Annotated in this window: 21 protein-coding genes; 10 read left to right on the top strand and 11 right to left on the bottom strand. The window is 63.2% G+C overall.

Annotation, left to right across the window (positions count from 1 at the left end):
- Positions 1-28: 28 nt before the first annotated feature.
- The 3 genes from rsmG to mnmE all read right to left on the bottom strand — a co-directional run bounded on the left by rsmG (position 29) and on the right by mnmE (position 4,171).
- Positions 29-661 (bottom strand): 16S rRNA (guanine(527)-N(7))-methyltransferase RsmG, encoded by a 633-nt coding sequence (rsmG, locus tag RPF88_RS22930; protein WP_337123267.1) that lies wholly within the window; start codon positions 659-661, stop codon positions 29-31.
- Positions 658-2,538: a tRNA uridine-5-carboxymethylaminomethyl(34) synthesis enzyme MnmG gene (gene mnmG / locus RPF88_RS22925; RefSeq protein ID WP_337123266.1), complete on the bottom strand. Its 1,881-nt coding sequence runs from the start codon at positions 2,536-2,538 to the stop codon at positions 658-660. Before mnmG ends, rsmG begins: the two co-directional genes overlap by 4 nt.
- A 301-nt stretch (positions 2,539-2,839) precedes the next feature.
- Positions 2,840-4,171, bottom strand: coding sequence for a tRNA uridine-5-carboxymethylaminomethyl(34) synthesis GTPase MnmE (mnmE, locus tag RPF88_RS22920; protein ID WP_337123265.1), 1,332 nt, complete (start codon positions 4,169-4,171; stop codon positions 2,840-2,842).
- Positions 4,172-4,235: 64 nt separating this feature from the next.
- Between mnmE and RPF88_RS22915 the strand changes: the two genes are divergently transcribed.
- On the top strand, positions 4,236-6,251 hold the full coding sequence (locus RPF88_RS22915) for a thioredoxin domain-containing protein (protein WP_337123264.1): 2,016 nt from the start codon (positions 4,236-4,238) through the stop codon (positions 6,249-6,251).
- Positions 6,252-6,452: 201 nt separating this feature from the next.
- Here the strand turns inward: RPF88_RS22915 and rho are convergent, their stop codons facing one another.
- From rho to hemE, 3 genes are all read right to left on the bottom strand, one after another.
- Positions 6,453-7,718 carry a transcription termination factor Rho gene (rho, locus tag RPF88_RS22910; protein WP_013528732.1) on the bottom strand — a complete coding sequence of 422 codons (1,266 nt, stop codon included), beginning with the start codon at positions 7,716-7,718 and terminating at the stop codon, positions 6,453-6,455.
- A gap of 229 nt (positions 7,719-7,947) precedes the next feature.
- Positions 7,948-8,484, bottom strand: coding sequence for a protoporphyrinogen oxidase HemJ (gene hemJ, locus RPF88_RS22905; RefSeq protein WP_127366660.1), 537 nt, complete (start codon positions 8,482-8,484; stop codon positions 7,948-7,950).
- The gene (gene hemE / locus RPF88_RS22900; protein WP_127370857.1) at positions 8,484-9,515 is read right to left on the bottom strand and encodes a uroporphyrinogen decarboxylase; all 1,032 of its coding nucleotides are present in this window, start codon (positions 9,513-9,515) and stop codon (positions 8,484-8,486) included. Before hemE ends, hemJ begins: the two co-directional genes overlap by 1 nt.
- A gap of 405 nt (positions 9,516-9,920) precedes the next feature.
- On the opposite strand from hemE, the gene RPF88_RS22895 reads away from it, so the two are divergent.
- The 5 genes from RPF88_RS22895 to dnaQ all read left to right on the top strand — a co-directional run bounded on the left by RPF88_RS22895 (position 9,921) and on the right by dnaQ (position 14,053).
- Complete coding sequence (locus RPF88_RS22895; RefSeq protein ID WP_013528729.1) at positions 9,921-10,742, top strand: pyruvate, water dikinase regulatory protein; 822 nt, start codon at positions 9,921-9,923, stop codon at positions 10,740-10,742.
- A gap of 238 nt (positions 10,743-10,980) precedes the next feature.
- Positions 10,981-11,580 (top strand): Maf-like protein, encoded by a 600-nt coding sequence (locus tag RPF88_RS22890; RefSeq protein WP_127366393.1) that lies wholly within the window; start codon positions 10,981-10,983, stop codon positions 11,578-11,580.
- Complete coding sequence (locus RPF88_RS22885; protein WP_337123263.1) at positions 11,573-12,415, top strand: shikimate dehydrogenase; 843 nt, start codon at positions 11,573-11,575, stop codon at positions 12,413-12,415. The genes RPF88_RS22890 and RPF88_RS22885 overlap by 8 nt, the downstream gene beginning before the upstream one ends.
- Positions 12,412-13,011 (top strand): dephospho-CoA kinase, encoded by a 600-nt coding sequence (coaE, locus tag RPF88_RS22880; RefSeq protein WP_127366395.1) that lies wholly within the window; start codon positions 12,412-12,414, stop codon positions 13,009-13,011. The genes RPF88_RS22885 and coaE overlap by 4 nt, the downstream gene beginning before the upstream one ends.
- A gap of 340 nt (positions 13,012-13,351) precedes the next feature.
- Positions 13,352-14,053, top strand: a complete 702-nt coding sequence (gene dnaQ / locus RPF88_RS22875; protein ID WP_063169604.1) for a DNA polymerase III subunit epsilon — start codon at positions 13,352-13,354, stop codon at positions 14,051-14,053.
- Positions 14,054-14,172: 119 nt separating this feature from the next.
- Here the strand turns inward: dnaQ and secB are convergent, their stop codons facing one another.
- Positions 14,173-14,673 carry a protein-export chaperone SecB gene (gene secB / locus RPF88_RS22870; protein WP_013528724.1) on the bottom strand — a complete coding sequence of 167 codons (501 nt, stop codon included), beginning with the start codon at positions 14,671-14,673 and terminating at the stop codon, positions 14,173-14,175.
- Positions 14,674-14,803: 130 nt separating this feature from the next.
- Entirely contained in the window at positions 14,804-15,304 is a 501-nt protein-coding gene (locus RPF88_RS22865) for an FxsA family protein (protein WP_337123262.1), read from the bottom strand.
- Between the two features lie 217 nt (positions 15,305-15,521).
- Between RPF88_RS22865 and RPF88_RS22860 the strand changes: the two genes are divergently transcribed.
- Genes RPF88_RS22860 through RPF88_RS22845 form a run of 4 tightly spaced genes read left to right on the top strand, consistent with a single transcriptional unit; the run spans position 15,522 to position 18,272 of the window.
- Entirely contained in the window at positions 15,522-16,229 is a 708-nt protein-coding gene (locus RPF88_RS22860; protein ID WP_013528722.1) for a Tim44/TimA family putative adaptor protein, read from the top strand.
- 21 nt (positions 16,230-16,250) lie between these two features.
- Positions 16,251-17,366: a murein transglycosylase A gene (gene mltA / locus RPF88_RS22855; RefSeq protein WP_024502220.1), complete on the top strand. Its 1,116-nt coding sequence runs from the start codon at positions 16,251-16,253 to the stop codon at positions 17,364-17,366.
- Positions 17,363-17,893 (top strand): Smr/MutS family protein, encoded by a 531-nt coding sequence (locus tag RPF88_RS22850; protein ID WP_024502221.1) that lies wholly within the window; start codon positions 17,363-17,365, stop codon positions 17,891-17,893. The genes mltA and RPF88_RS22850 overlap by 4 nt, the downstream gene beginning before the upstream one ends.
- A gap of 10 nt (positions 17,894-17,903) precedes the next feature.
- Entirely contained in the window at positions 17,904-18,272 is a 369-nt protein-coding gene (locus tag RPF88_RS22845; protein WP_013528719.1) for a helix-turn-helix domain-containing protein, read from the top strand.
- An 84-nt stretch (positions 18,273-18,356) separates the two neighbouring features.
- On the opposite strand, the gene RPF88_RS22840 is transcribed toward RPF88_RS22845, so the two are convergent.
- From RPF88_RS22840 to RPF88_RS22830, 3 genes are all read right to left on the bottom strand, one after another.
- Positions 18,357-18,590 carry a hypothetical protein gene (locus RPF88_RS22840; protein ID WP_013528718.1) on the bottom strand — a complete coding sequence of 78 codons (234 nt, stop codon included), beginning with the start codon at positions 18,588-18,590 and terminating at the stop codon, positions 18,357-18,359.
- Between the two features lie 350 nt (positions 18,591-18,940).
- Positions 18,941-19,558, bottom strand: coding sequence for a transglutaminase-like cysteine peptidase (locus tag RPF88_RS22835; RefSeq protein ID WP_063173424.1), 618 nt, complete (start codon positions 19,556-19,558; stop codon positions 18,941-18,943).
- Between the two features lie 234 nt (positions 19,559-19,792).
- Positions 19,793-21,070, bottom strand: coding sequence for a polyhydroxyalkanoate depolymerase (locus tag RPF88_RS22830; protein ID WP_063169608.1), 1,278 nt, complete (start codon positions 21,068-21,070; stop codon positions 19,793-19,795).
- Positions 21,071-21,263 lie beyond the last annotated feature (193 nt).

Below are 21,263 nucleotides of genomic sequence, written 5' to 3'. Positions count from 1 at the left end.
GGGCGCCAAATCGCCTGTCAGTGACGGATCAGACAGGTCGCAGGTTGGACAATTCCAGGATGACGCCGCCAGCGTCGGTCACACTGGGATGTTCTACCAGATCGAAGGACCATCGGTGAACGCTTTCTTGCACTTCGGTGCGGTAATCCCGGCCTTTGTGGAACAGGCCGCGCGCGCCTGAAATCAGCCAGGGCGCCGACAGGTCCAGCAACGTCGAAAGCGGAGCCAGCGCCCGCGCCGTGACGATCTGCGGCGTCGAAACAAGCGCATGACTGTCGTCGATGCGGCGCGCAACCACCCGCGCCGGCAGGCTGAACTGCCCAATGACGGTCTGCAGGAAGGATGCTTTTTTGCGATTGCTTTCAACCAGATCGATGCTGGCGCCGTCGCGCTCGGCCAGCAGGAAAGCCATGACAAGGCCCGGAAATCCGCCGCCTGAGCCGATATCCACCCAGCGTGTGGCGGCCGGCTCTATGCGCGCGAGCTGCGCGCTGTCCAATATATGACGCTGCCAGACGTCGCCCGAGGTCGATTGCGCCACCAGATTGATGCTGCGATTCCACTTCTGGAACATCTGCTCGAACAGCACCAGCCGATCGAATGTTTCACGTGAAACCGGGCCTGCCGTGTCCTGCAGGCTCGCTAGGGTCATAGAACTCACGCAACATCCTTTTGCAGGCGCTGGGCGCTCTCCGCATGACGGACATGCGCGACAATGATCGCCAGCGCCGCCGGCGTCATGCCTTCCATGCGCTGGGCATCGGCGATGGAGCGCGGCCGCCGCGCCTGCATCTTCTGCTTCAACTCGTTCGACAGACCCGGCACGCCAGCGAAATCGACCGTCTCGGGGATCAGCCGGCCCTCTTCATGCCGGATCTGCGCCACATCCGTCTTCTGGCGATCGAGATAGACTGAATATTTCGCCTCTGTTTCGAGGCGCTCCGCCGTCTTGCCGTCGATTGCCGCGAATCGCGAATCGATACGACCCAGCCAGGCCACGTCGACGTCGGGATAGGATAGTAATTCGTAACCGGACCGGCGCACGCCATCCCGGTTGATCTCCAGCCCGTGTCGCGCCGCCTCATTGGGTGTCATGGTGAGCGATTTCGCCAGCTCCCGAGCCTCATCCAGACTTTGCATGACATCCCCGTAGCGCTGCATCCGCTGCGCCGAGGCGATGCCCAGCCTGGCCGCCAGCGGCGTCAACCGCTCATCGGCATTGTCGGCACGCAACGACAGCCTGAATTCGGCCCGCGAGGTGAACATCCGGTAGGGCTCCGCAATGCCCCGGCTGGTCAAATCATCGACCATGACGCCGATATAGGCCTCGGTGCGGCTGAGCACGATCTGCTCGCTGCCCGCCGCCCGCCGCGCCGCATTGAGGCCGGCAAGCAAGCCTTGCCCGGCCGCTTCTTCATAGCCGGTCGTGCCGTTGATCTGCCCGGCGAGGAACAGGCCACTAACGCGCTTCGTCTCCAGCGTCTGATGCAGCTCGCGCGGATCGACATGATCATATTCGATGGCATAGCCGGGCTGCAGCATAACGGCCCGCTCAAGCCCCGGAATGGTTTTCAAGATATCGAGCTGCACATCTTCGGGCAACGAGGTCGAAATGCCATTGGGATAGACGGTGTCGTCGTCCAGGCCTTCCGGCTCCAGAAAAATCTGGTGCCCGTCCCTGTCCCCGAACTTGACGATCTTGTCCTCGATCGAAGGGCAATAGCGCGGCCCAACGCCTTCGATCGATCCGGAATACATGGCCGAGCGACCGAGATTGGCGCGTATCAACTCATGCGTCGCGGTCGTCGTCCGCGTAATGCCGCAATCGATCTGCGGCGTGGTGATACGGTCGGTCATCAGCGAGAACGGCACCGGATCCGGATCCGCCGCCTGGCTTTCCAGCGACGCCCAGTCGATGGTCCGGCCATCGAGCCGCGGCGGCGTCCCGGTCTTCAGCCGTCCAAGCTTGAAGCCGGCGCGGTCCATCGTTGCCGACAGGCCGAGGCTCGCCTGCTCGTTCATGCGGCCGGCGACGATCTTCTTCTCGCCGATATGGATAAGCCCGCGCAGAAAGGTCCCGGTCGTCAGGACGACCGCGCCACAGGCCAGGCGCCGCCCATCAGCCAGGAGAACAGCCCTGATCTGCCCATCGGCGATTTCGAAGTCCAGAACCTCGCCTTCGACCACGTCGAGATCGTTCTGCTGCCGAATCGCTTCCTGCATGGCAAGGCGATAGAGCTTTCTGTCGGCCTGCGTGCGCGGTCCGCGCACCGCGGGGCCTTTGCGGCGGTTGAGCAGGCGGAACTGGATGCCTGCCGCATCCGCCACGCGCCCCATCAAGCCGTCCATGGCATCGATCTCGCGCACCAGATGGCCCTTGCCGAGCCCGCCGATCGCCGGGTTGCACGACATCACCCCGATCGTGTCAAAACGCAGCGTCACCAGCGCGGTCCTGGCACCGGCGCGCGCGGCAGCACTGGCCGCCTCGCAACCCGCGTGGCCGCCGCCCACTACAACCACATCATAGCGATTGGTCATTTCCAAACGTCCTGGACTCAGAAGAATGAGGGACACATGTCCCTGCGGAGCGACGCTGTCAAGAAAACTCCGCGACAAGTTTCACGTGAAACAGCCGCGCCGCTAGTCAGCCCAGTGTTTCACGTGAGTCATCGGGCCGCCTGACACGTTTCACGTGAGTCATGCAGGCGGCGCAGCGCGGTGGTGGCCCAGATGAAGCCTCCCCGCCTTCGGAGTTCGTCGAAAATCACGAAGGCATGCGGCAAAGCAACATACGATCTAAAGGGAGCTCACGCCGCAACGACCCAATGTTTCACGTGAGTCATTTCCCGATGCAGAACTGCGAGAAGATCACGTCCAGCATATCCTCGACGTCGATGGCGCCGACGATTCGGCCGAGGCGATCGGCTGCGAGCCGCAACTCCTCGGCGCGCAGCTCCTGCCCGACAGAACGGCCATCGGTGGCGCGGAGCAGATGGCGGTTGGTCTCGCCAAGCAATTCGACGTGGCGAAGGCGCGACGGCAGGACATCGCCGACGCTGCCGGCCGCCTCCGCCGCCCGCTGGCCGATCTCCGCCAGCAGTTCCTCCACGCCCGTCCCGTTCTTCACTGAAATGACACGGTCGTAATCCTCCGTCGCGTCGCTCGCCGCGCGGCTTTCCAGCAGATCGAGCTTGGTGCCGACACGTAAGATCGGCGCTTCGGTCGGCAGCAGTCCAATCTCCCTGGGATCGGCGACATCCCTAAGCAACAGCAAGAGATCGGCGCCATGCGCCTTGGCCCTCGCCCTGTCGATGCCGATCGCTTCGACCTTCCCCGGCGCATCGCGCAACCCGGCCGTATCCGTAAGCCGGACACGCAGCCCCTGAAGATCAAGTGTCACTTCAAGCAGGTCGCGGGTCGTGCCTGGCTCATCCGTTACTATAGCGGCATCGCGCCGCGCCAGGGCGTTGAACAGACTCGACTTACCGGCGTTGGGGGCACCGAGGATGACGACCTCGAATCCATCGCGAATGATCTCGGCGGCGCGAAATCCGGCGATGTGCCGGTCGATCTCGTCGATCATCGTTCTGACATCGGACCAGACCGTATCCGAAACGGAACCGGGGACGTCTTCCTCGTCGGCGAAATCGATCTCGGCCTCGATCATCGCGCGGGCATGGATCAGCCTGCGGCGCCAGCCGAGATAGAGTTCGCTTTGGGCGCCTCCGGCATTTTGGACCGCGAAGCGCCGCTGCGCCTCCGTCTCGGCATTGACGAGATCCGCCAGCGCCTCGGTCTCGACCAGGTCTACCTTGCCGTTCAGAAAGGCGCGACGCGTGAATTCGCCCGGTTCCGCGTGCCTGACGCCGCCAAAACCGGTCATCGTCTCCAGCATTTTTGCCACAACGGCACGGCCGCCATGAACGTGGAATTCCGCGACGTCCTCGCCGGTGAAACTGGCCGGGCCGGGAAAGAACACAACCAGGCCGGTATCGAGCAATGTCCCGTCAGACGCCCTGAATCGGCGCAGAACCGCCGCGCGGTCCTTAACCATAGTCCCAGCAATCGTTTCGACCACGAATCGAGTCTGCGGGCCGGAAATTCGGATGACGGCGACGCCGGCAGGCAGCCGGCCGCTCGACAGCGCTACGATGGAATCGCCTGAAATCATTTGCCCGCTCTACCGAACCGCCCTAGCTTCACGCCTATCAGCCAATCGCACCCGAGTTTGCCCAGTGACGCTGCCCGCGCAAAACCTGCTTGCCGAAGAAGCCAGCCCCTATCTGCAGCAGCACAGCGGCAATCCCGTCCACTGGCGGGCCTGGTCGCCGGCTTCGCTCGAAGAGGCGAAAGCGCTGGATAGGCCGATCCTGCTCTCGGTCGGCTATGCCGCCTGCCATTGGTGCCATGTCATGGCGCATGAAAGCTTCGAAAACGATGGCGTCGCCGCCGTCATGAACCGTCTGTTCGTCAATATCAAGGTCGACCGCGAGGAGCGCCCGGACATCGACCAGATCTATATGGCGGCGCTGTCCTCGATGGGCGAGCAGGGCGGCTGGCCGCTGACCATGTTCCTGACCCCGGACGGCAAGCCGTTCTGGGGCGGCACCTATTTTCCGCGCGAGCCACGCTACGGCCGCCCCGGCTTCATCCAGGTTATGAAGGCGGTGGACAAGGCCTGGCGGGAGAAGCGGGCGAGCCTCAACCAGAGCGCCGACGGCCTGACGACGCATGTCGAGGCACGGCTCGCCGGTTCGCATGCCAGAACCGTGCTCGACCGCGCCACGCTGGCGGAATTGGCCACGGGCATCGACGGCATGATCGACCGTGATCTCGGCGGATTGCGCGGCGCGCCTAAATTTCCCAACGCGCCGTTCATGCAAACGCTGTGGCTGTCCTGGCTTCGCGACGGCAATGCCGCCCATCGCGACGACGTCCTCAACAGCCTCGAGCAGATGCTGAGCGGCGGCATCTACGACCACATCGGCGGCGGGCTCAGCCGCTACTCGACCGACGCCGAATGGCTGGTGCCGCATTTCGAAAAGATGCTCTACGACAATGCCCAGCTCCTCCGCTTCTGCAACTGGGCTTATGCCGCAAGCGGCAATGAATTGTTCCGGCTGCGAATCGAAGAGACGATCGGCTGGCTGCTGCGCGAAATGCGCGTCGACGGCGGCGCTTTTGCCGCCAGTCTCGATGCCGACAGCGACGGCGAGGAAGGTCTGTTCTACACCTGGAGCCGCGACGAGATCGAAGCCGCCCTTGGCGACGATTCCGCATTGTTTTTCAAGCACTTCACGCTCTCCAGCCCGCATGGCTGGGAAGGCAAGCCGGTCGTCCACCAAACGCTGTCTCAGCAATTGCAATATGTGATCCACCGCGAAGAGATCAGCGCGCTCAAGGCGAAACTCCTTGCTGTCCGGGAAGAGCGGGTCAGGCCCGGCCTTGACGCAAAGACCCTCATCGACTGGAACGGCCAGATGATCGCAGCGCTTGCCGAGGCCGGCCGGGCGCTGGCGCGGCCTGACTGGATCGATGCGGCGGCAAAGGCCTTTGCCCATATCAGCGCTGCCAGCCGCGACGGCCGTCTGCCGCATTCGATGCTCGGCGCCAGAAAACTGTTCCCGGCTTTGTCCAGCGACTATGCCGCTATGACCAACGCCGCGATCTCGCTGTTCGAGGCCACCGGGGATTGGAGCTATGTCGACCAGGCTGGCCAGTTTGTCGGGCAGCTCGAGCATTGGCACGCCGACGCCGAGAAGACAGGTTACTACCTGACTGCTTCCGACAGCACCGACGTGCCGATCCGCATCCGCGGCGATGTCGACGAAGCTATTCCCTCCGCCACCGGCCAGATCATCGAGGCGCTGGTCAGGCTCGCCTCCGTCACCGGCGATCTCGAGCTGCAGGAAAGAGCTTGGCACGTCGCCGAGCATGCCGCCGGCCGCGCGGCGCACCAGGCCTATGGCCAGGCCGGCATCGTCAATGCCTGCGCGCTGGCGATCGAGCCGCTCAAGCTGGTGTTGGTGGATGAGTTCACAGATCCAAAGCTCGTTCCGGTTGCGAATCGAAACCCGGACCCGCGCCGCATCGACATCGTCGTGCCGATCGGTACGGCGAATCGACCCTTGCTGCCCGGTGGAATCCTGCCGCCGACCGACAAGGCAGGTGCATGGTTGTGCACGGGGCAGGTTTGTTTGCCGGCGGTGACGGATGCTGAAGAGCTCGAGCGATTGTTGCGACGGCGATAGTTTTGCTAACCGCCGGCGAGAGACGCCCCCTCTGGCCTACCGGCCATCTCCCCCTCAAGTGGGGAGATCGGCAGCTTCGCTGTTCCGCTCACCTTACGGCGTTGATAATTGCCGAAAGCGACCAAGGGTGTAATCTCCCCCCTAGAGGGGGAGATGCCCGGCAGGGCAGAGGGAGGCGCGAAGGATCGCTACCCCATCCCCTTACGTGTTCATCGAATCGAAGAAATCCGCATTGGTCTTGGTCTGCTTCAGCTTGTCGATCAGGAACTCGATCGCGTCGGTGGTTCCCATCGGCGCCAGGATGCGGCGCAGCACGAAGATCTTCTGCAGGTCCTGCTTGGAAACCAGCAGGTCTTCCTTGCGGGTGCCGGACTTCAGGATGTCCATGGCCGGATAGATGCGCTTGTCGGCGACCTTGCGGTCGAGCTGGATTTCGCAGTTGCCGGTGCCCTTGAACTCTTCGAAGATGACTTCGTCCATGCGGCTGCCGGTATCGATCAGCGCGGTGGCGATAATGGTCAGCGAACCGCCTTCCTCGATGTTGCGGGCGGCGCCGAAGAAGCGCTTCGGCCGCTGCAGCGCGTTGGCGTCGACGCCACCGGTCAGCACCTTGCCGGATGACGGCACGACGGTGTTGTAGGCGCGGCCGAGACGGGTGATCGAATCGAGCAGGATGACGACGTCGCGGCCATGTTCGACCAGGCGCTTGGCCTTCTCGATGACCATTTCGGCGACCTGCACGTGGCGCACCGCCGGCTCGTCGAAGGTCGAGGAGATCACCTCTCCCTTCACCGAGCGCTGCATGTCGGTCACTTCTTCCGGCCGCTCGTCGATCAGCAGCACGATCAGATAGCATTCCGGGTGGTTGGCGGTGATCGAGTGGGCGATGTTCTGCATCAGAACCGTCTTGCCGGTACGCGGCTGCGCGTTGATCAAGGCGCGCTGTCCCTTGCCGATCGGCGCCACCAGGTCGATCACACGGGCCGATATGTCCTTGGTGGTGACATTCTCGATCTCCATCTTCAGCCGCTTGGTCGGATAGAGCGGCGTCAGATTGTCGAAGTGGATCTTGTGACGGATCTTCTCGGGATCGTCGAAATTGATGGTGTTGACCTTGAGCAGCGCGAAATAGCGCTCGCCCTCTTTCGGGCTGCGGATCGGCCCTTCGACCGTATCGCCGGTCTTCAGCGAAAAGCGCCGGATCTGCGACGGTGAAATATAGATGTCGTCGGGACCTGGCAGGTAATTGGCGTTGGCGGAGCGCAGGAAGCCGAAACCGTCCTGCAGCACCTCGACCACGCCATCACCGATGATCTCGATCTCCTGGGCGGCCAGCTTCTTCAGGATCGCAAACATCAGCTCCTGCTTGCGCATGACGCTGGCGTTTTCGACCTCGAGCGATTCGGCATAAGCGATCAGCTCTGGCGGTTTCTTGTTCTTGAACTCGGCGAGTTTCATTTCTTGCATAGACGGACCTTGAATAGATGGAGTCTGGGTAGGCTTTGGGAAAATATCGGCGGGATGCGACAAATGCCGGGCGCGGCCGAAAACAACGAGGGGCGGCGCATGACGGGAAGGAAGACCCGTCTTTTATCGTCGGTCGGGTGAAAGAGCAAGCTGCGTTTTGCATGGCCTATGAAGGCCTAAACGCATCAATGCCTGTCGCAGTCTCCTGGCCGTTTTTGAGCAACATGCATCAGAACGGCTTGACGACCACCAGGATGACGATTGCGATCATCAGCAATGTGGGGATCTCGTTGACCATCCGCCAGTGCCTGGCCGGTTTTTCATTACGGTCCTCGGCGAATTTGCGCACCGCGCCGGCCAGATAGCCATGAACGGCGGACAGCAAAAGCACCGCTCCGATCTTGGCGTGCAGCCAGCCGCCCTGGAAACCGAAACCCTTCCAGGCGAGCCACAGGCCGAACACCCAGGTGACGATCATCGCCGGGTTGATGATGCCGCGCAGCAGGCGCCGCTCCATCACCTTGAAGGTTTCCGACTGCACCGAACCCTTCTCGGCATCGGCGTGGTAGACCAGCAGCCGCGGCAGATAGAGCATGCCCGCCATCCACGAGATGACGGCGAGGATATGGATCGCCTTGGCCCAGGGGTAGAAACTGTCGGGTGCCGCGAAATACAAAAGCGCGGTGAAAACGATCAGCACGGCGATACCTGATATCATGCGCATCATCGCCTGGCCGCCGCTGTTCGTGTTGTTCATCTGAGCCATCAGCGTGTCGCGCTCCGCACCTGTTTCACCATCGCCTCGACATGGGCGATCGGCGTCTCCGGCGTGATGCCGTGACCGAGGTTGAAGATCAGCGGCCCGTCTCCCAGCGCTCCCAGGATCGCCTCGATGCCATCCGACAGCGCCTTGCCGCCAGCCACGAGCCGCAAGGGATCGAGATTGCCCTGAACCGCACCCGAGCGCTGCAATTCCTTCGCCGCGATCAGGGGCACCGTCCAGTCGATGCCCAGCGCCGTCACGCCGGTCTTCTGTCGATAGGTCCGGTAGCGCGCACCGGCGCCTTTGGGAAAACCGATGATCGGGACATCGGGATAAACCGCCCGCACCCGGCCAACGATCTCGGCCATCGGCTGAACGCAGAACAAATCGAAAGTTTCATCGTCCAGCACGCCGGACCAGGAATCGAAAATCTGCACCACATCCGCGCCCGCCTCGATCTGGCGGATGAGATAGGCGGCCGAATGTTCGGCAAGCACCTTCAGCAATCGTTGAAAGGCCACCGGCTCGCGATAGGCAAAGAGCCGCGCCGGCGCCTGGTCGGGCGTGCCATGGCCGGCAATCATGTAGGTCGCCACCGTCCACGGCGCGCCGCAGAAGCCGATCAGGGTTGTCTCGTCGGGCAATTTGGCCCGCAATCGGCGAACCGTCTCGTAGACCGGTTCGAGATTCACGTGAAACACCTTGCCCTCCAGAGCCAGAATCTCCGGCGCGGTGATCGGCGTCAGCAGCGGCCCTCTGCCCTCTTCGAAACGGACGTCACGGCCAAGCGCATGCGGAACGACAAGGATATCGGAAAACAGGATCGAAGCATCGAAGCCGAAGCGCTCGATCGGCTGCAAGGTCACTTCGACGGCAAGGTCTGGATCATAGCAGAGATCGAGGAACGAGCCTGCTCGCCTGCGTGTCTCCCGATACTCCGGCAGATAACGCCCTGCCTGACGCATCATCCAGAGCGGAGGCGGAAAATGAGCCTTGCCCTTCAGGACATCCAGCATGATCCGGTTCTGGGGCATCGAGCGCTCGCTTCTCCCGGCCTCTTCTATAATCAAAGATTCTTATATCTAAGATTCTTCTGATTCTAAGAGTCTGTTGGTTCTGGTGATTGCCACCTGTCCCGCTTTGCCCCGGAAAACACCAGCCAACATATTGTCGCGTGCTTCTTTTTCCCAGATGTAGGGTTCTGGGGATAGGTCGGAATCGATCAATCGAGTCAAAGCGTTAGGCAGAGCGGTGAAAGGCAGGTCCTGTGGACGGACTGTAGGCGAAAAAAGCCGTCCCCAAACTTGTCCCCAGTCGCCCGACGAAGCTGACAGCGCATCGAATTGTGGACAAACTGCCATCTGATACAGTCGCCTCCGACCGACCCCTCTTTTCATCCCGCTTTATCCACAGAAGCCCACAGCCCCAGGTGACCCCCTGTGAACAAACCCCAGAGCTTCTTCCACCTGCACCTGATTTCCGACGCGACCGGCGAAACGCTGCTCGCCGCCGGCCGGGCGGCTTCGGCGCAGTACAAGGATGCGCGCGCCATCGAGCATATCTATCCGCTTATCCGCACCGAAAAGCAGGTGGCGAAGGTGTTCGAGGACATAGAGGAAGAGCCGGGCATCATCCTCTATACGGTCGTGGACCAGAAGCTGGCGCGCGGCATCGACGAGCGCTGCGCGGCCATGGGCCTGCCCTGTGTGTCGGTGCTGGAGCCGGTGCTGACCGTGTTCCAGTCCTATCTCGGCACCCCCGCCGGCCGCCGGGTCGGCGCCCAGCATGTTCTCGACGCCGAATATTTCCGCCGCATCGATGCGCTCAATTTCACCATGGACCATGATGACGGCCAGCTGCCGCTCAACATGGACGATGCCGATGTCGTGCTGATCGGCATTTCTCGCACGTCGAAGACGCCGACCAGCATTTATCTCGCCAACCGCGGCATCAAGACCGCCAACATCCCGATCGTGCTCGGCGTGCCGGTGCCGGAAAGCCTGGTTGCCGCCAGCAAGCCGCTCATCGTCGGGCTGATCGCCACCGCCGAGCGCATCTCGCACGTCCGGCAAAACCGCATCCTCGGCAACAGCAGCTCGTATGAGGCATCAGACTATGTCGATCGCGCGGCGATCAGCGAAGAACTCGCCTACGCCCGCAAGATCTGCACGCGCCATGGCTGGCCGATGATCGACGTCAGCCGTCGCTCGATCGAGGAAACGGCGGCGGCCATCGTTGCCCTGCGGGGGAAGAATAGATAGGGCAGGTAAGATAAGTGAGCACCAGCACCCCTCATCCGACCTCGCTTCGCGAGGCCACCTTCTCCCACAAGGGGAGAAGGAAGAACGTGGCACCGTCGTCTCCGCAAGATACCGCCAGTTGGCGATTTGCAGCGGCGTACGCGCGGGACTTCCCTTCTCCCCTTGTGGGAGAAGGTGGCCGAGCGAAGCTCGGTCGGATGAGGGGTGCGTGACGGAGCGCCAACATGGGTGAATCAGCATGATCGAAAAACTCATCCTTGCTTCCGGCAGTCCGTTCCGCAAGACGATGCTGGTCAATGCCGGCGTCGATGTCGAGGCGGTGCCGGCCGATGTCGACGAGCGCGCGCTCGAGTCGCCTTTGCAGGATAGCGGCGTCTCGCCCGAGGACGTCGCCCTGGTGCTGGCCGAGGCTAAGGCGACCGAAGTCAGCGAGCGCAGGCCGGGCGCCCTGGTGCTGGGCTGCGACCAGACGCTGTCGCTCGGCGACGAGGTGTTCCACAAGCCGGCTGACATGGAGGGTGCCCGCCGTCATTTGCTGGCGCTGTCGGGCAAGACCCATCAGTTGAACAGCGCCGCCGTGCTGGTTCGCGACGGCAAGGTTTTGTGGCGGCATGTCGGCATCGCTTCGATGACCATGCGCAAGCTCGACCCCGCCTTTATCGGCCGCCATCTCGCCCGCGTCGGCGCCAAGGCGCTGGGAAGCGTCGGCGCCTATCAGATCGAAGGCGACGGCATTCAATTGTTCGAGAAAATCGAGGGCGATCATTTCACCATTGTCGGTCTGCCGCTGTTGCCGCTGCTGGCCGAACTGCGAGACCTGGGGGCGATCGATGGCTGAGGCGTCGAAAAAAGCCTTCGTGTCGGGCCATCCGGTCAAGCATTCGCGCTCGCCGAAGATCCATGGCCACTGGCTGGCCAAACATGGCATCGACGGAAGCTACCAGGCCATCGATGTCGCGCCGCAAGACTTTGCCGTGTTCGTGGAAACATTGCAGGCAAACAATTACCGCGGCGGCAACATCACCATCCCGCACAAGGAAGCGGCCTTCGCATTGGCGAAACGCCGCGACCAGGCGGCGCAAGAAATCGGCGCCGTCAACACGCTGTGGTTCGAGGACGGCGTCCTGTGGGGCGGCAACACTGACGGTCACGGCTTTGCCGCCAACCTCGACGATCATGCACCGGGCTGGGCAAGCAAGGGTCCGGCGGTGGTGCTCGGCGCCGGCGGCGCGTCGCGCGCCGTCATCTATGCGCTGAAGGAGCGCGGCGTTGCCGACATCCGCATCGTCAACCGCACTCTGGCCCGAGCGCAGGAATTGCGCGATCGTTTCGGCACCGGTGTCTCGGCGCATGGCATGGCGGCGACCAACGAACTGCTCGGCGATGCCGGCCTGCTGGTCAACACCACCGCGCTCGGCATGCACGGCAATGAAGGCCTGTCGGCGGATCCCGCCCGGCTGCCCGACCATGCCATCGTCACCGACATCGTCTATGTGCCGCTGGAGACGCCGCTGCTCGCGGCCGCCCGCGCGCGAAATCTGAAGACGGTCGACGGTCTTGGCATGCTGCTGTATCAGGCCGTGCCTGGCTTCGAGCGCTGGTTCGGCATCAGGCCGCGGGTGACGGCCGAACTCCGGGCCCTGATCGTCGCCGATCTGGTGCCGAAGCCATGATCGTGCTCGGCCTCACCGGCTCGATCGGCATGGGCAAGTCGACCACGGCAAAAATGTTTGCCGAGGCCGGCGTGCCGGTCCACGATTCCGACGAGACGGTGCATCGCCTCTACGCGGGCAAGGCAGCCCCCCTGGTCGAGGCCGCCTTTCCCGGCACCACATCCGCTGGCATGGTCGATCGTGCCAAACTTGGCGCGCGCGTGCTCGGCGATGCCGCGGCGCTGAAGCGGCTGGAGACCATCATCCACCCGCTGGTGCGCGCCGATGCCGATGCCTTTCTGGCCAGGCATCGTGGATCAGGCGCGCCGATCGCCGTCCTCGATATCCCGCTGCTGTTCGAAACCGGCGGCCGCAACCGCGTCGACAAGGTCGTCGTCGTCACCGCGCCAGCCGAGATCCAGCGCGAACGCGTGCTGGCACGGCCCGGCATGACGGAAGAGAAGCTGGCGTCGATCCTGGCCAAGCAGGTGCCGGACGCGGAAAAGCGCCGTCAGGCCGATTTCATCGTCGACACCGGACAGGGGATGGACGCCGCGCGGGCGGAGGTCGCTGCAATCATCAGCCAGCTGATAGGGGTTGGCAAGCCAGGTGGTTGAGCCCACCGCTCGACCGCCAGCTGTCGATGTGAGAGCCGCTTATCTGCCTGCCGGCTTTGCTCCTTCCTCCCCCTCCGGAGTTGGGGACGGCATTCGCCAAACGCGCAGTAGCCGCAACCCAGGCACAATCTGGCAAGCAAGAAAACCTAGGCAAGCGGCAAAGGTCGACCCCCACTCCGTCGAGCTTCGCTCGACACCTCTCCCCCGATCGACGGGGGAGAGGAAAGGTGCAGGGCGATGAGGGGCGGCGCAAACCTGTGCGATTGCCCTGGCCATCATAGTTTCTCATTGCCATTTTGTTCCGCTCTCACGATTCTGCTCCTTTGGAGCGACTGATTCGATGCGTGAGATCATCTTCGACACGGAAACCACCGGCCTCGATTCGCGCGACGACCGCGTGATCGAGCTGGGCGGCGTCGAACTGGTCAACCGTTTTCCGACCGGCAGGACCTTCCACCACTACATCAACCCGCAAGGCCGCGCGATCCATGTCGAGGCACAGGCGGTGCACGGCATCAGCGCGGCGGACCTCGCTGGCAAGCCGACCTTTGCCGAGATCGTGCAGGAGTGGCTGGACTTTACCGACGGCGCCAAGCTGGTCGCCCACAACGCCACTTTCGATGTCGGCTTCCTCAACGTCGAATTCGGCCGGCTGGGTCACCCTGTCATCGACAACGGCGTCGTCGTCGACACGCTGGCGCTGGCGCGCCGCAAGCACCCGATGGGTCCTAATTCGCTCGATGCACTCTGCCGGCGCTACGGCATCGACAACACCAAGCGCACCAAGCACGGCGCCCTGCTCGATTCCGAATTGCTGGCCGAGGTCTATATCGAGCTGATCGGCGGCAAGCAGGCGGCCCTCATCCTCGACAGCGCCACCGCGCCGGCCCAGGGCGAGAATGTCCGCCAGATCGAAATCGTCGTCGCCCCGCGCCCGGCGCCACTGCCGCCGCGCGTGACAGAAGCCGAACGTGCCGCGCACGCCGGCATGGTCGGGACATTGGGTGAAAAGGCGCTGTGGCTGAAGGTTCACGGGAACTAAAATCGTCCCGTTGGCGATCCTTGCCGCCCCCCTCTGCCCTGCCGGCGCCTCAATCGTCCCGCCCAAAACAAAAAACCCGGCGCAAGGCCGGGCTTTTCACAATCCGTGGCAGGCAGCCCTCAGCTCACCTGGACCTTCGACGACGCCTGGTCCTCCGCCAGCTTCTGCTGGAACATCTGCGCGAAGTCGATCGGGTCGAGCATCAGCGGCGGGAAGCCGCCATTGCGGGTTGCCTCGGCGATGATCTGGCGGGCGAACGGGAACAAAAGACGCGGGCATTCGATGAACAGGATCGGCAGCATGTGTTCCTGCGGAAAGCCTGCGATGGCGAACACGCCGCCATAGACCAGCTCGACATTGAACAGCACTTCCTGGTCGAAGGACGCCTTGGCGTTGAGCGTCAGATTGACGTCGAACTGCTTGTCGGAGAGCGGGTTGGCGTTGACGTTGACATTGATGGCGATGCCCGGCGCCTTGTCGCGGCCGCGCAGCGAATTCGGCGCGCCGGGGCTTTCGAAGGACAGGTCCTTCACATATTGCGCCAGAACGTTGAGCGACGGCTGCGCCGCATTGCCGTTTCCGTTGGCTGCGCCGACCGGCGCGTCATCTTTGCTGGCCATAAGCCTTGTCCTCTTGCCTGGGCAGCGTCGCTGACCGAATTGAAATCGGGCGTTCGCTACCATGGCGGGGATGACAAGACAAGGTTTGCCGCCTTGCTTCCCGGCTGCGGCATGGAGATGGGACGGCGCGTTAATCGTCCTTCAGGCGGCGCCACGGCGAGTTGTGATCCGGGCCGCGCTTCAGATCGTCCTCGCGCGAATAGTCGCCGTCTTCGAGGTCGATGACCCTGTCGCGCTGGCGGCCACGAAAACCGCCGGACGAGAAATCGGTGGCGACGACAATGCGGCCCTTGAACCGGCTCCAGGCAAAGTCGCGCAACGGCGGCAGAAACAGCAGCAGGCCGATAATGTCGGTGATGAAGCCGGGGATGATCAGGAGGATTGCCGCAACCACGATCATGGCGCCGTGCGCAAGGTGGCGGCTGGGGTTCTGGCCGGCGGCCATCTCGTTGCGGATGCGGGCCATGACACCAAAACCCTGGTATCGGAGCAAAAGCACGCCGGCGATGCTCGAGGCCAGCACGAGGCCTACCGTCGCCAGCGCGCCGACCTCGCGGCCGACGATGACGAAACCGGCAATTTCCAGCAGCGGCAGTGCAAAGAGAAAGAAGGGAAGCAACGAAATGCGCAAGTCTTGCCAACCTTTTTCGATCGTTATGACCGTTTTGATTGTTTTGGCCGCCAACTGGCAATCGCCGCTGGCACCGAGGCTGTTAGATAGGTATGCCTGCCTTTGATTTGAATGATTGCGCCTTGCGTTCTATATGCTTTGAATGTTGAACGCTATGCGACCGCGGCCGTTAGGCCTGACGGTCCGGCCACAGGGCAGGGATTGATTGGCGGAAGATATGGGATTCTTCGACTTCGGCACGATTTTCTTCCTGATTGCGGCGGTGGTCATCTTTTTCCAGCTGCGCAATGTGCTGGGCCGCCGCACCGGCAGCGAACGGCCGCCCTTCGATCCCTATTCGGCGGCTCGCACCGGCGACAAGGATGCCGCCCAGAAATCCGAAAACGTCGTCTCGCTGCCGCGCAAGCGTCCGCCAGGCGAGCCGGCTCCTGACGCCTATGCCGCGATCGACGCTTTCGCCAAGCCCGATACCGACCTCAACAAGGGCCTGCGCACGATCAAGGACAATGATCCGTCCTTCGAGCCGAAGGGTTTCGTCGACGGCGCCAAGATGGCTTACGAGATGATCGTCATGGCCTATGCCGACGGCGATCGCAAAACGCTGAAGAACCTTTTGTCGCGCGAGGTCTATGACGGTTTTGTCGCCGCCATCGGCGAGCGCGAGGCCAAGGCGGAAAAGATCCAGTCCTCCTTCGTCGGCATCGACAAGGCCGACATCGTCTCGGCCGAGATGAAGGGCGGCGAGGCGCATGTCACGCTGCGCATCATCAGCGAGCTGATTTCGGCGACCCGCGACAAGGCCGGTGCCGTCATCGACGGCGACCCGGAAACCGTGGCCGAGGTCAAGGATGTCTGGACCTTCGCCCGCGACACGCGCTCGCGCGATCCGAACTGGAAGCTCGTCGCCACCGAGGAAGAAGACTAGGGAATACGCGGCGAGGCTCCGGTGTCGCTATCGCCTCTTTTTGTCGAGAAAGCCTTCGGCGATCTGCCCGGCTGGAACGATGACGACCATTCGGCGGCCTTCGCCGCCTTTCGGCGCTCGGCCTTCCATGTCCTGACCAAACCCTATCGCAGCGGCGCGCTCGGCGTCGACTTCGACGCCTTTGCGGATGCCTACGCCGAGGCCCGGACCGTTTCGCCGGCGAATCGGTCGCCGGTTTTGACCCGCGGGGAGGCCCGCGCCTTCTTCGAGCGCCATTTTGTGCCGGCGCTTATCCCTGCCGAAAATGGGCTCGTCACCGGTTTCTATGAACCGCAAGTCGAGGCGTCACCGGTGCGCACGGACCGGTTTTCGGTGCCGCTGCTGTCGCGCCCGGCCGATCTCGTCGATATCGATGACGCAAACCGGCCGCCGGGCCTGGACCCCTATCTCGCTTTCGCGCGCCAGACGCCGAACGGGCCGGTCGAATATCATGACCGTGGCGAGATCGAGCGCGGCGCGCTTGATGGCAAGGGCCTGGAAATCGCCTGGTTGGCCGACAAGGTCGATGCCTTCTTCATTCACGTGCAAGGTGCCGCACGCCTCGCCATGACCGACGGCCGGCTTGCCCGCGTCACCTATGCCGCCAAATCCGGCCAGCGCTTCACCGGACCCGGCAGGATCTTGAGCGAGATTGGCGAGATCCCGCTGGCGGAAGTGACGATGCAATCGATCCGCGCATGGTTCAAGGCGCATCCGGACCGCGTCGACGAGATCCTGTGGCAGAACCGCTCCTACATTTTCTTCCGCCCGGCCGATGTCGAGGACGTTGCCCTTGGTCCGATCGCCGCCGCCAAGGTGCCGCTGACGCCGGGCCGCTCGATCGCCGTCGACCGCCTGCTGCACACATTCGGCACGCCCTTTTACATCGACGCGCCGACGCTCGCCGCCTTCGACGCAAAACCATTCCGGCGCCTGATGATCGCGCAGGACACTGGCTCCGCCATCACCGGGCCGGCGCGGGGCGACCTGTTCGCCGGTTCGGGCGATGCTGCCGGCGAGATCGCCGGCGTGGTCCGCAATGCCGCGGATTTTTATGCGCTGGTGCCGCGCGCGCTCATTGCGGGTGCGGTCCGATGACCCGGCGCCCGGACAAGCTCAGCGAGGACGACCGGGTTCTGTGGAACCTGGTGGCGCGCACGGCCAAGCCGCTGAAGGGGAAATTTGCCGTCGACATCCCCGAAATTCCTGCCGAGGCCAAGCCAAGCCAGTCGCAGCCCGCCCAGCCCGTCGCCAATGTCGCAGGGACCGCGAAGCCGAAGGCGCAGCATGTCACGCACCGCCTCGACGAACCGACGCTGGACAAATTGTCGAAGGGCCGGCTGCCGATCGAGGGCCGCGTCGATCTGCACGGCATGACGCAGGACGAAGCCTACTCGCTGCTGTTCTCGTTCCTGCACCGGGCGCATGCCGGCGGCGTCCGCTATGTCCTGGTCATCACTGGCAAGGGCTCGTCTTCCGGCGGCGATGGCGTGTTGCGGCGCGCCGTGCCGGCTTGGCTGTCGACGCCTGCCTTCCGGCCGCTCGTCTCCAGCCACGATCATGCCGCCCGCAATCATGGCGGTTCGGGTGCGCTCTATATCCGCCTGCGGCGGGTCCGTTCATGAGGACGGGCGCATGACCCCGTTCGGCGAGAAGCTGCGGACGCTGAGAAGCGAACGCGGTGTCCGCCAGAAGGACATGGCGGCGGCGATCGGCGTCAGCGCCGCCTATCTGTCGGCGCTCGAACATGGCAGGCGAGGCGCCCCGACCTGGACGCTGATCCAGAAGATCATCGGCTATTTCAACATCATCTGGGACGATGCCGAGGAACTGGCGCGGCTGGCCGAGGCCTCGCACCCGCGTGTAAAACTCGACACGTCGGGTCTTTCCCCCGCCGCCACCGAGCTCGCCAATCTGCTGGCGGAAAACATCGAGAAACTCGACGAAACCGAGCTTCGCCGCATCACCGCATCGATCCGCGCGGCGTTAAACCAGCGGCCGTAGCCTGACGGTCCGCGCCGGTACAAGTTCGCCTGCCTCACGAGGACACTGCCCGCCGGCGGCCCGCCGGCGGGCACAGTGGTGAGATCATTTCTTGCCGGCGGTGCCGCCATTTCCACCCCGGCCATGATCGCCGTGGTCGTGGCCATTGTTTCCGCCGCCCAGGCAGTCCGACGCCCCGGCATCACCGCAACAGCGGCCGGCCCAGAGGTCGTTGAGGTTGGTTTTGGCACAGCTGGTGGTCTGATCGGCCATGGCGGATCCGGCCATGCTCGACACCGCGATAGCGGCAAGAAGGGTGTTTCGCAGAAAAGCAGTCATCTGAAGTCTCCATGGTTGGTTTCGGTTCACGGCTGTGTGTCGCTGGCCGGAGCGAAATGGTTCACGGAGAGATGCGAATTCTGGCGGAGGGCCCATCGATTTCGTCATCCACGGGCGAAGCGGGCGCGCAGACCCGAGGATCCATGCCGCGAGTTGCGAGCGTCGCGACGGTGCAAAAGATCTGGTGATGACGGTATGACGATTGCAGGCGCCTGTTCCTGCGCCGCAGCGCTCTTCATCGGCATCACGGCACGGATCCCGGGGTCTTCGCGACGGAGCTTCGCTCCTGCTCAGCCCTGTGATGACGAAGCGTTGGATGCCGCCCCTAGGGAAGCCGCCGTTGCTGGTGCCTACTGAACCGCGCCGACCAGAACTTGCTGGCCACCGCGGATCGAGACCCAGCGGCCGGTGTTGTCGATCGCCTGCCGCTTGAGGAAGCGGTAGCCGGTCGCGTCCCATGGCTTGACCTTGTCGGTCAGATTGTCGAGCACATAGTCGCCGTCGTCGGTGCGCACCGTCAGCACGGCGTGGCCCTCGCCGTCGGGCTTGCGCACGACGGTGATCAGAAGATCGGCAAGCGAGATGCTCATGCGCGAAAGCTGGCGCCGCTTTTCCAGCACATAGTCCTCGCAATCGCCGACGCCCTTGTCGGGATAAGCCCAGACCTCGTCCTTGCCGTAGATGTCCATGTCGCTCATCGGCTTGACGGCGGCGTTGACCCTGGCGGTGACATTGAGAAGCTTGCGCATCAGCGCGTCGGTCATCGGAGCCGGCGCCAGATTGGCCGGGCGGATCGAGCACTCGCCCGGATGCAGCTTGCAGAAATCATAGTGGCCGATCGGCTGCGAGGTGAGCCCCCCGGTCGCCATCGCTCCACCCGCCAAGGCCGGTGCCACCCAGCCCGCCGTCATTGCCAGCCCGGCCGCCACATACACGCGCAGCCGTCGCGCCATCGATGAGGAAATCATTGTCCCCGCTCACCCTTTGTTATTAACGAAAGGTTAAGGGGGATTTACAGTCCGTGTCAATTACGACGACGGTCGGATTGTCGGCATGGTTACCCGAGGGGCTGGACAGCGGCACTTGTGCAACAGAATCAGCCAGCCGGCCGGCTTTTACCGGTCAATCGCACGGTTTATCGCCGTTAAGCTTGGTTTTATGCATGTCATCGTCCCAAAACCCGCAATTTTGGACGACGTGCATTATCTCTTGGCGGCGCGGACCAGCTTCGGCTTCGCCGCGACACGCTCCTGGCGGCCGTAGCTGGTGATGAAGTCGACGATGCGCGGCACGATTTCGGAGCGGAAGCGCGAACCGTTGAACACGCCGTAATGGCCGACCGCCGGCTGCATGTAATGGGCGTGCCGCTCAGCCGGGATATTGGGGCAAAGATCATGCGCCGCCTTGGTCTGGCCAAGGCCTGATATGTCGTCGTTCTCGCCTTCGACCGTGAACAGCGCGACGTTACGGATCGCCGATGGATCGATCCTGGTGCCGCGATGCGTCATCTCGCCCTTTGGCAAGGCCTGCCGCACGAAGACGGTGTCGACGGTCTGCAGGTAGAATTCGGCCGTCAGGTCCATGACCGCCAGATACTCGTCGTAGAAATCGCGGTGCTTCTCGGCATTGTCGCCATCATGCTTCACCAGATGCATGAAGAAGTCCTTGTGGGCGATGATGTGGCGATCGAGGTTCATGCTCATGAAGCCGGACAGCTGCAGGAAGCCTGGATAGACCTCGCGGCCGAAGCCTGGCACCGGCCACGGCGCATGCATCACGACATTGTCGCGGAACCAGTCGATGCCTTTTTCCTGCGCCAGCAGATTGACCGCGGTCGGGTTGCTGCGCGTGTCGATAGGCCCGCCCATCAAGGTCATCGTCGAGGGCACGAACGGGTCGCCCTTGGATTCCATCAGCGCCACGGCGGCCAACACCGGCACGGAAGGCTGGCACACCGCCATCACATGCGTGTCCGGCCCGAGCGTGTGCAGCATGTCGATGACATAGTCGATGTAGTCGTCGAGATCGAATTGGCCGTCGGCAAGCGGCACCATGCGGGCATCGACCCAATCGGTGATGTGCACGTCGGCATAGGGCAGCATCGCTTCCACCGTGCCGCGCAGCAGCGTCGCATAATGGCCCGACATCGGCGCCACGATCAGAAGCTTCGGATCGGGCTTGCGCCCGGCGGGGACAGCGCGCTCGAAGCGCACGAGATTGCAGAACGGCTTCGACCAGACGGTCTTCTCGGCGACCTCGACGCTCTTCCAGTCGACCACGGTCTTGCTCAGGCCGAAGGCCGGCTTGCCGTAGCGGCGCGTGGTGCGCTCGAACAGTTCGGCCGTCGCCGCGATCGAACGGCCCCATTGCGTGTGGGAAAACGGATTGAGCGGATTGGAGTAGAACATCCGCACCGCGTCGGCATAGAGGCGCGCCGGCTGCAGGGCGGCGTGGTTCATCTCATAGAGCTGGTAGAACATCGAGAAACCCCGCTGCTGCCTGCGACCGAAGGGACGACGAGCAGCGCCGAGCCTAAATGTCTCGCGGGGAAGTTAACAACTAATTGCTGCGATGCAATACGTCACGCTGCGTGACCAATGCTTCTTTGGTTCAAGGCCATGGAAATCGGGGCCGAACGGTGCCAGCCGGCTCAGTGTGCGGCTGCGAAATGTG

This window comes from Mesorhizobium sp. ISC11 (genome assembly GCF_037162595.1).
In the GTDB taxonomy this organism is placed as follows: domain Bacteria; phylum Pseudomonadota; class Alphaproteobacteria; order Rhizobiales; family Rhizobiaceae; genus Mesorhizobium; species Mesorhizobium ciceri.
This window is presented reverse-complemented; position numbering and strand designations above follow the sequence as displayed.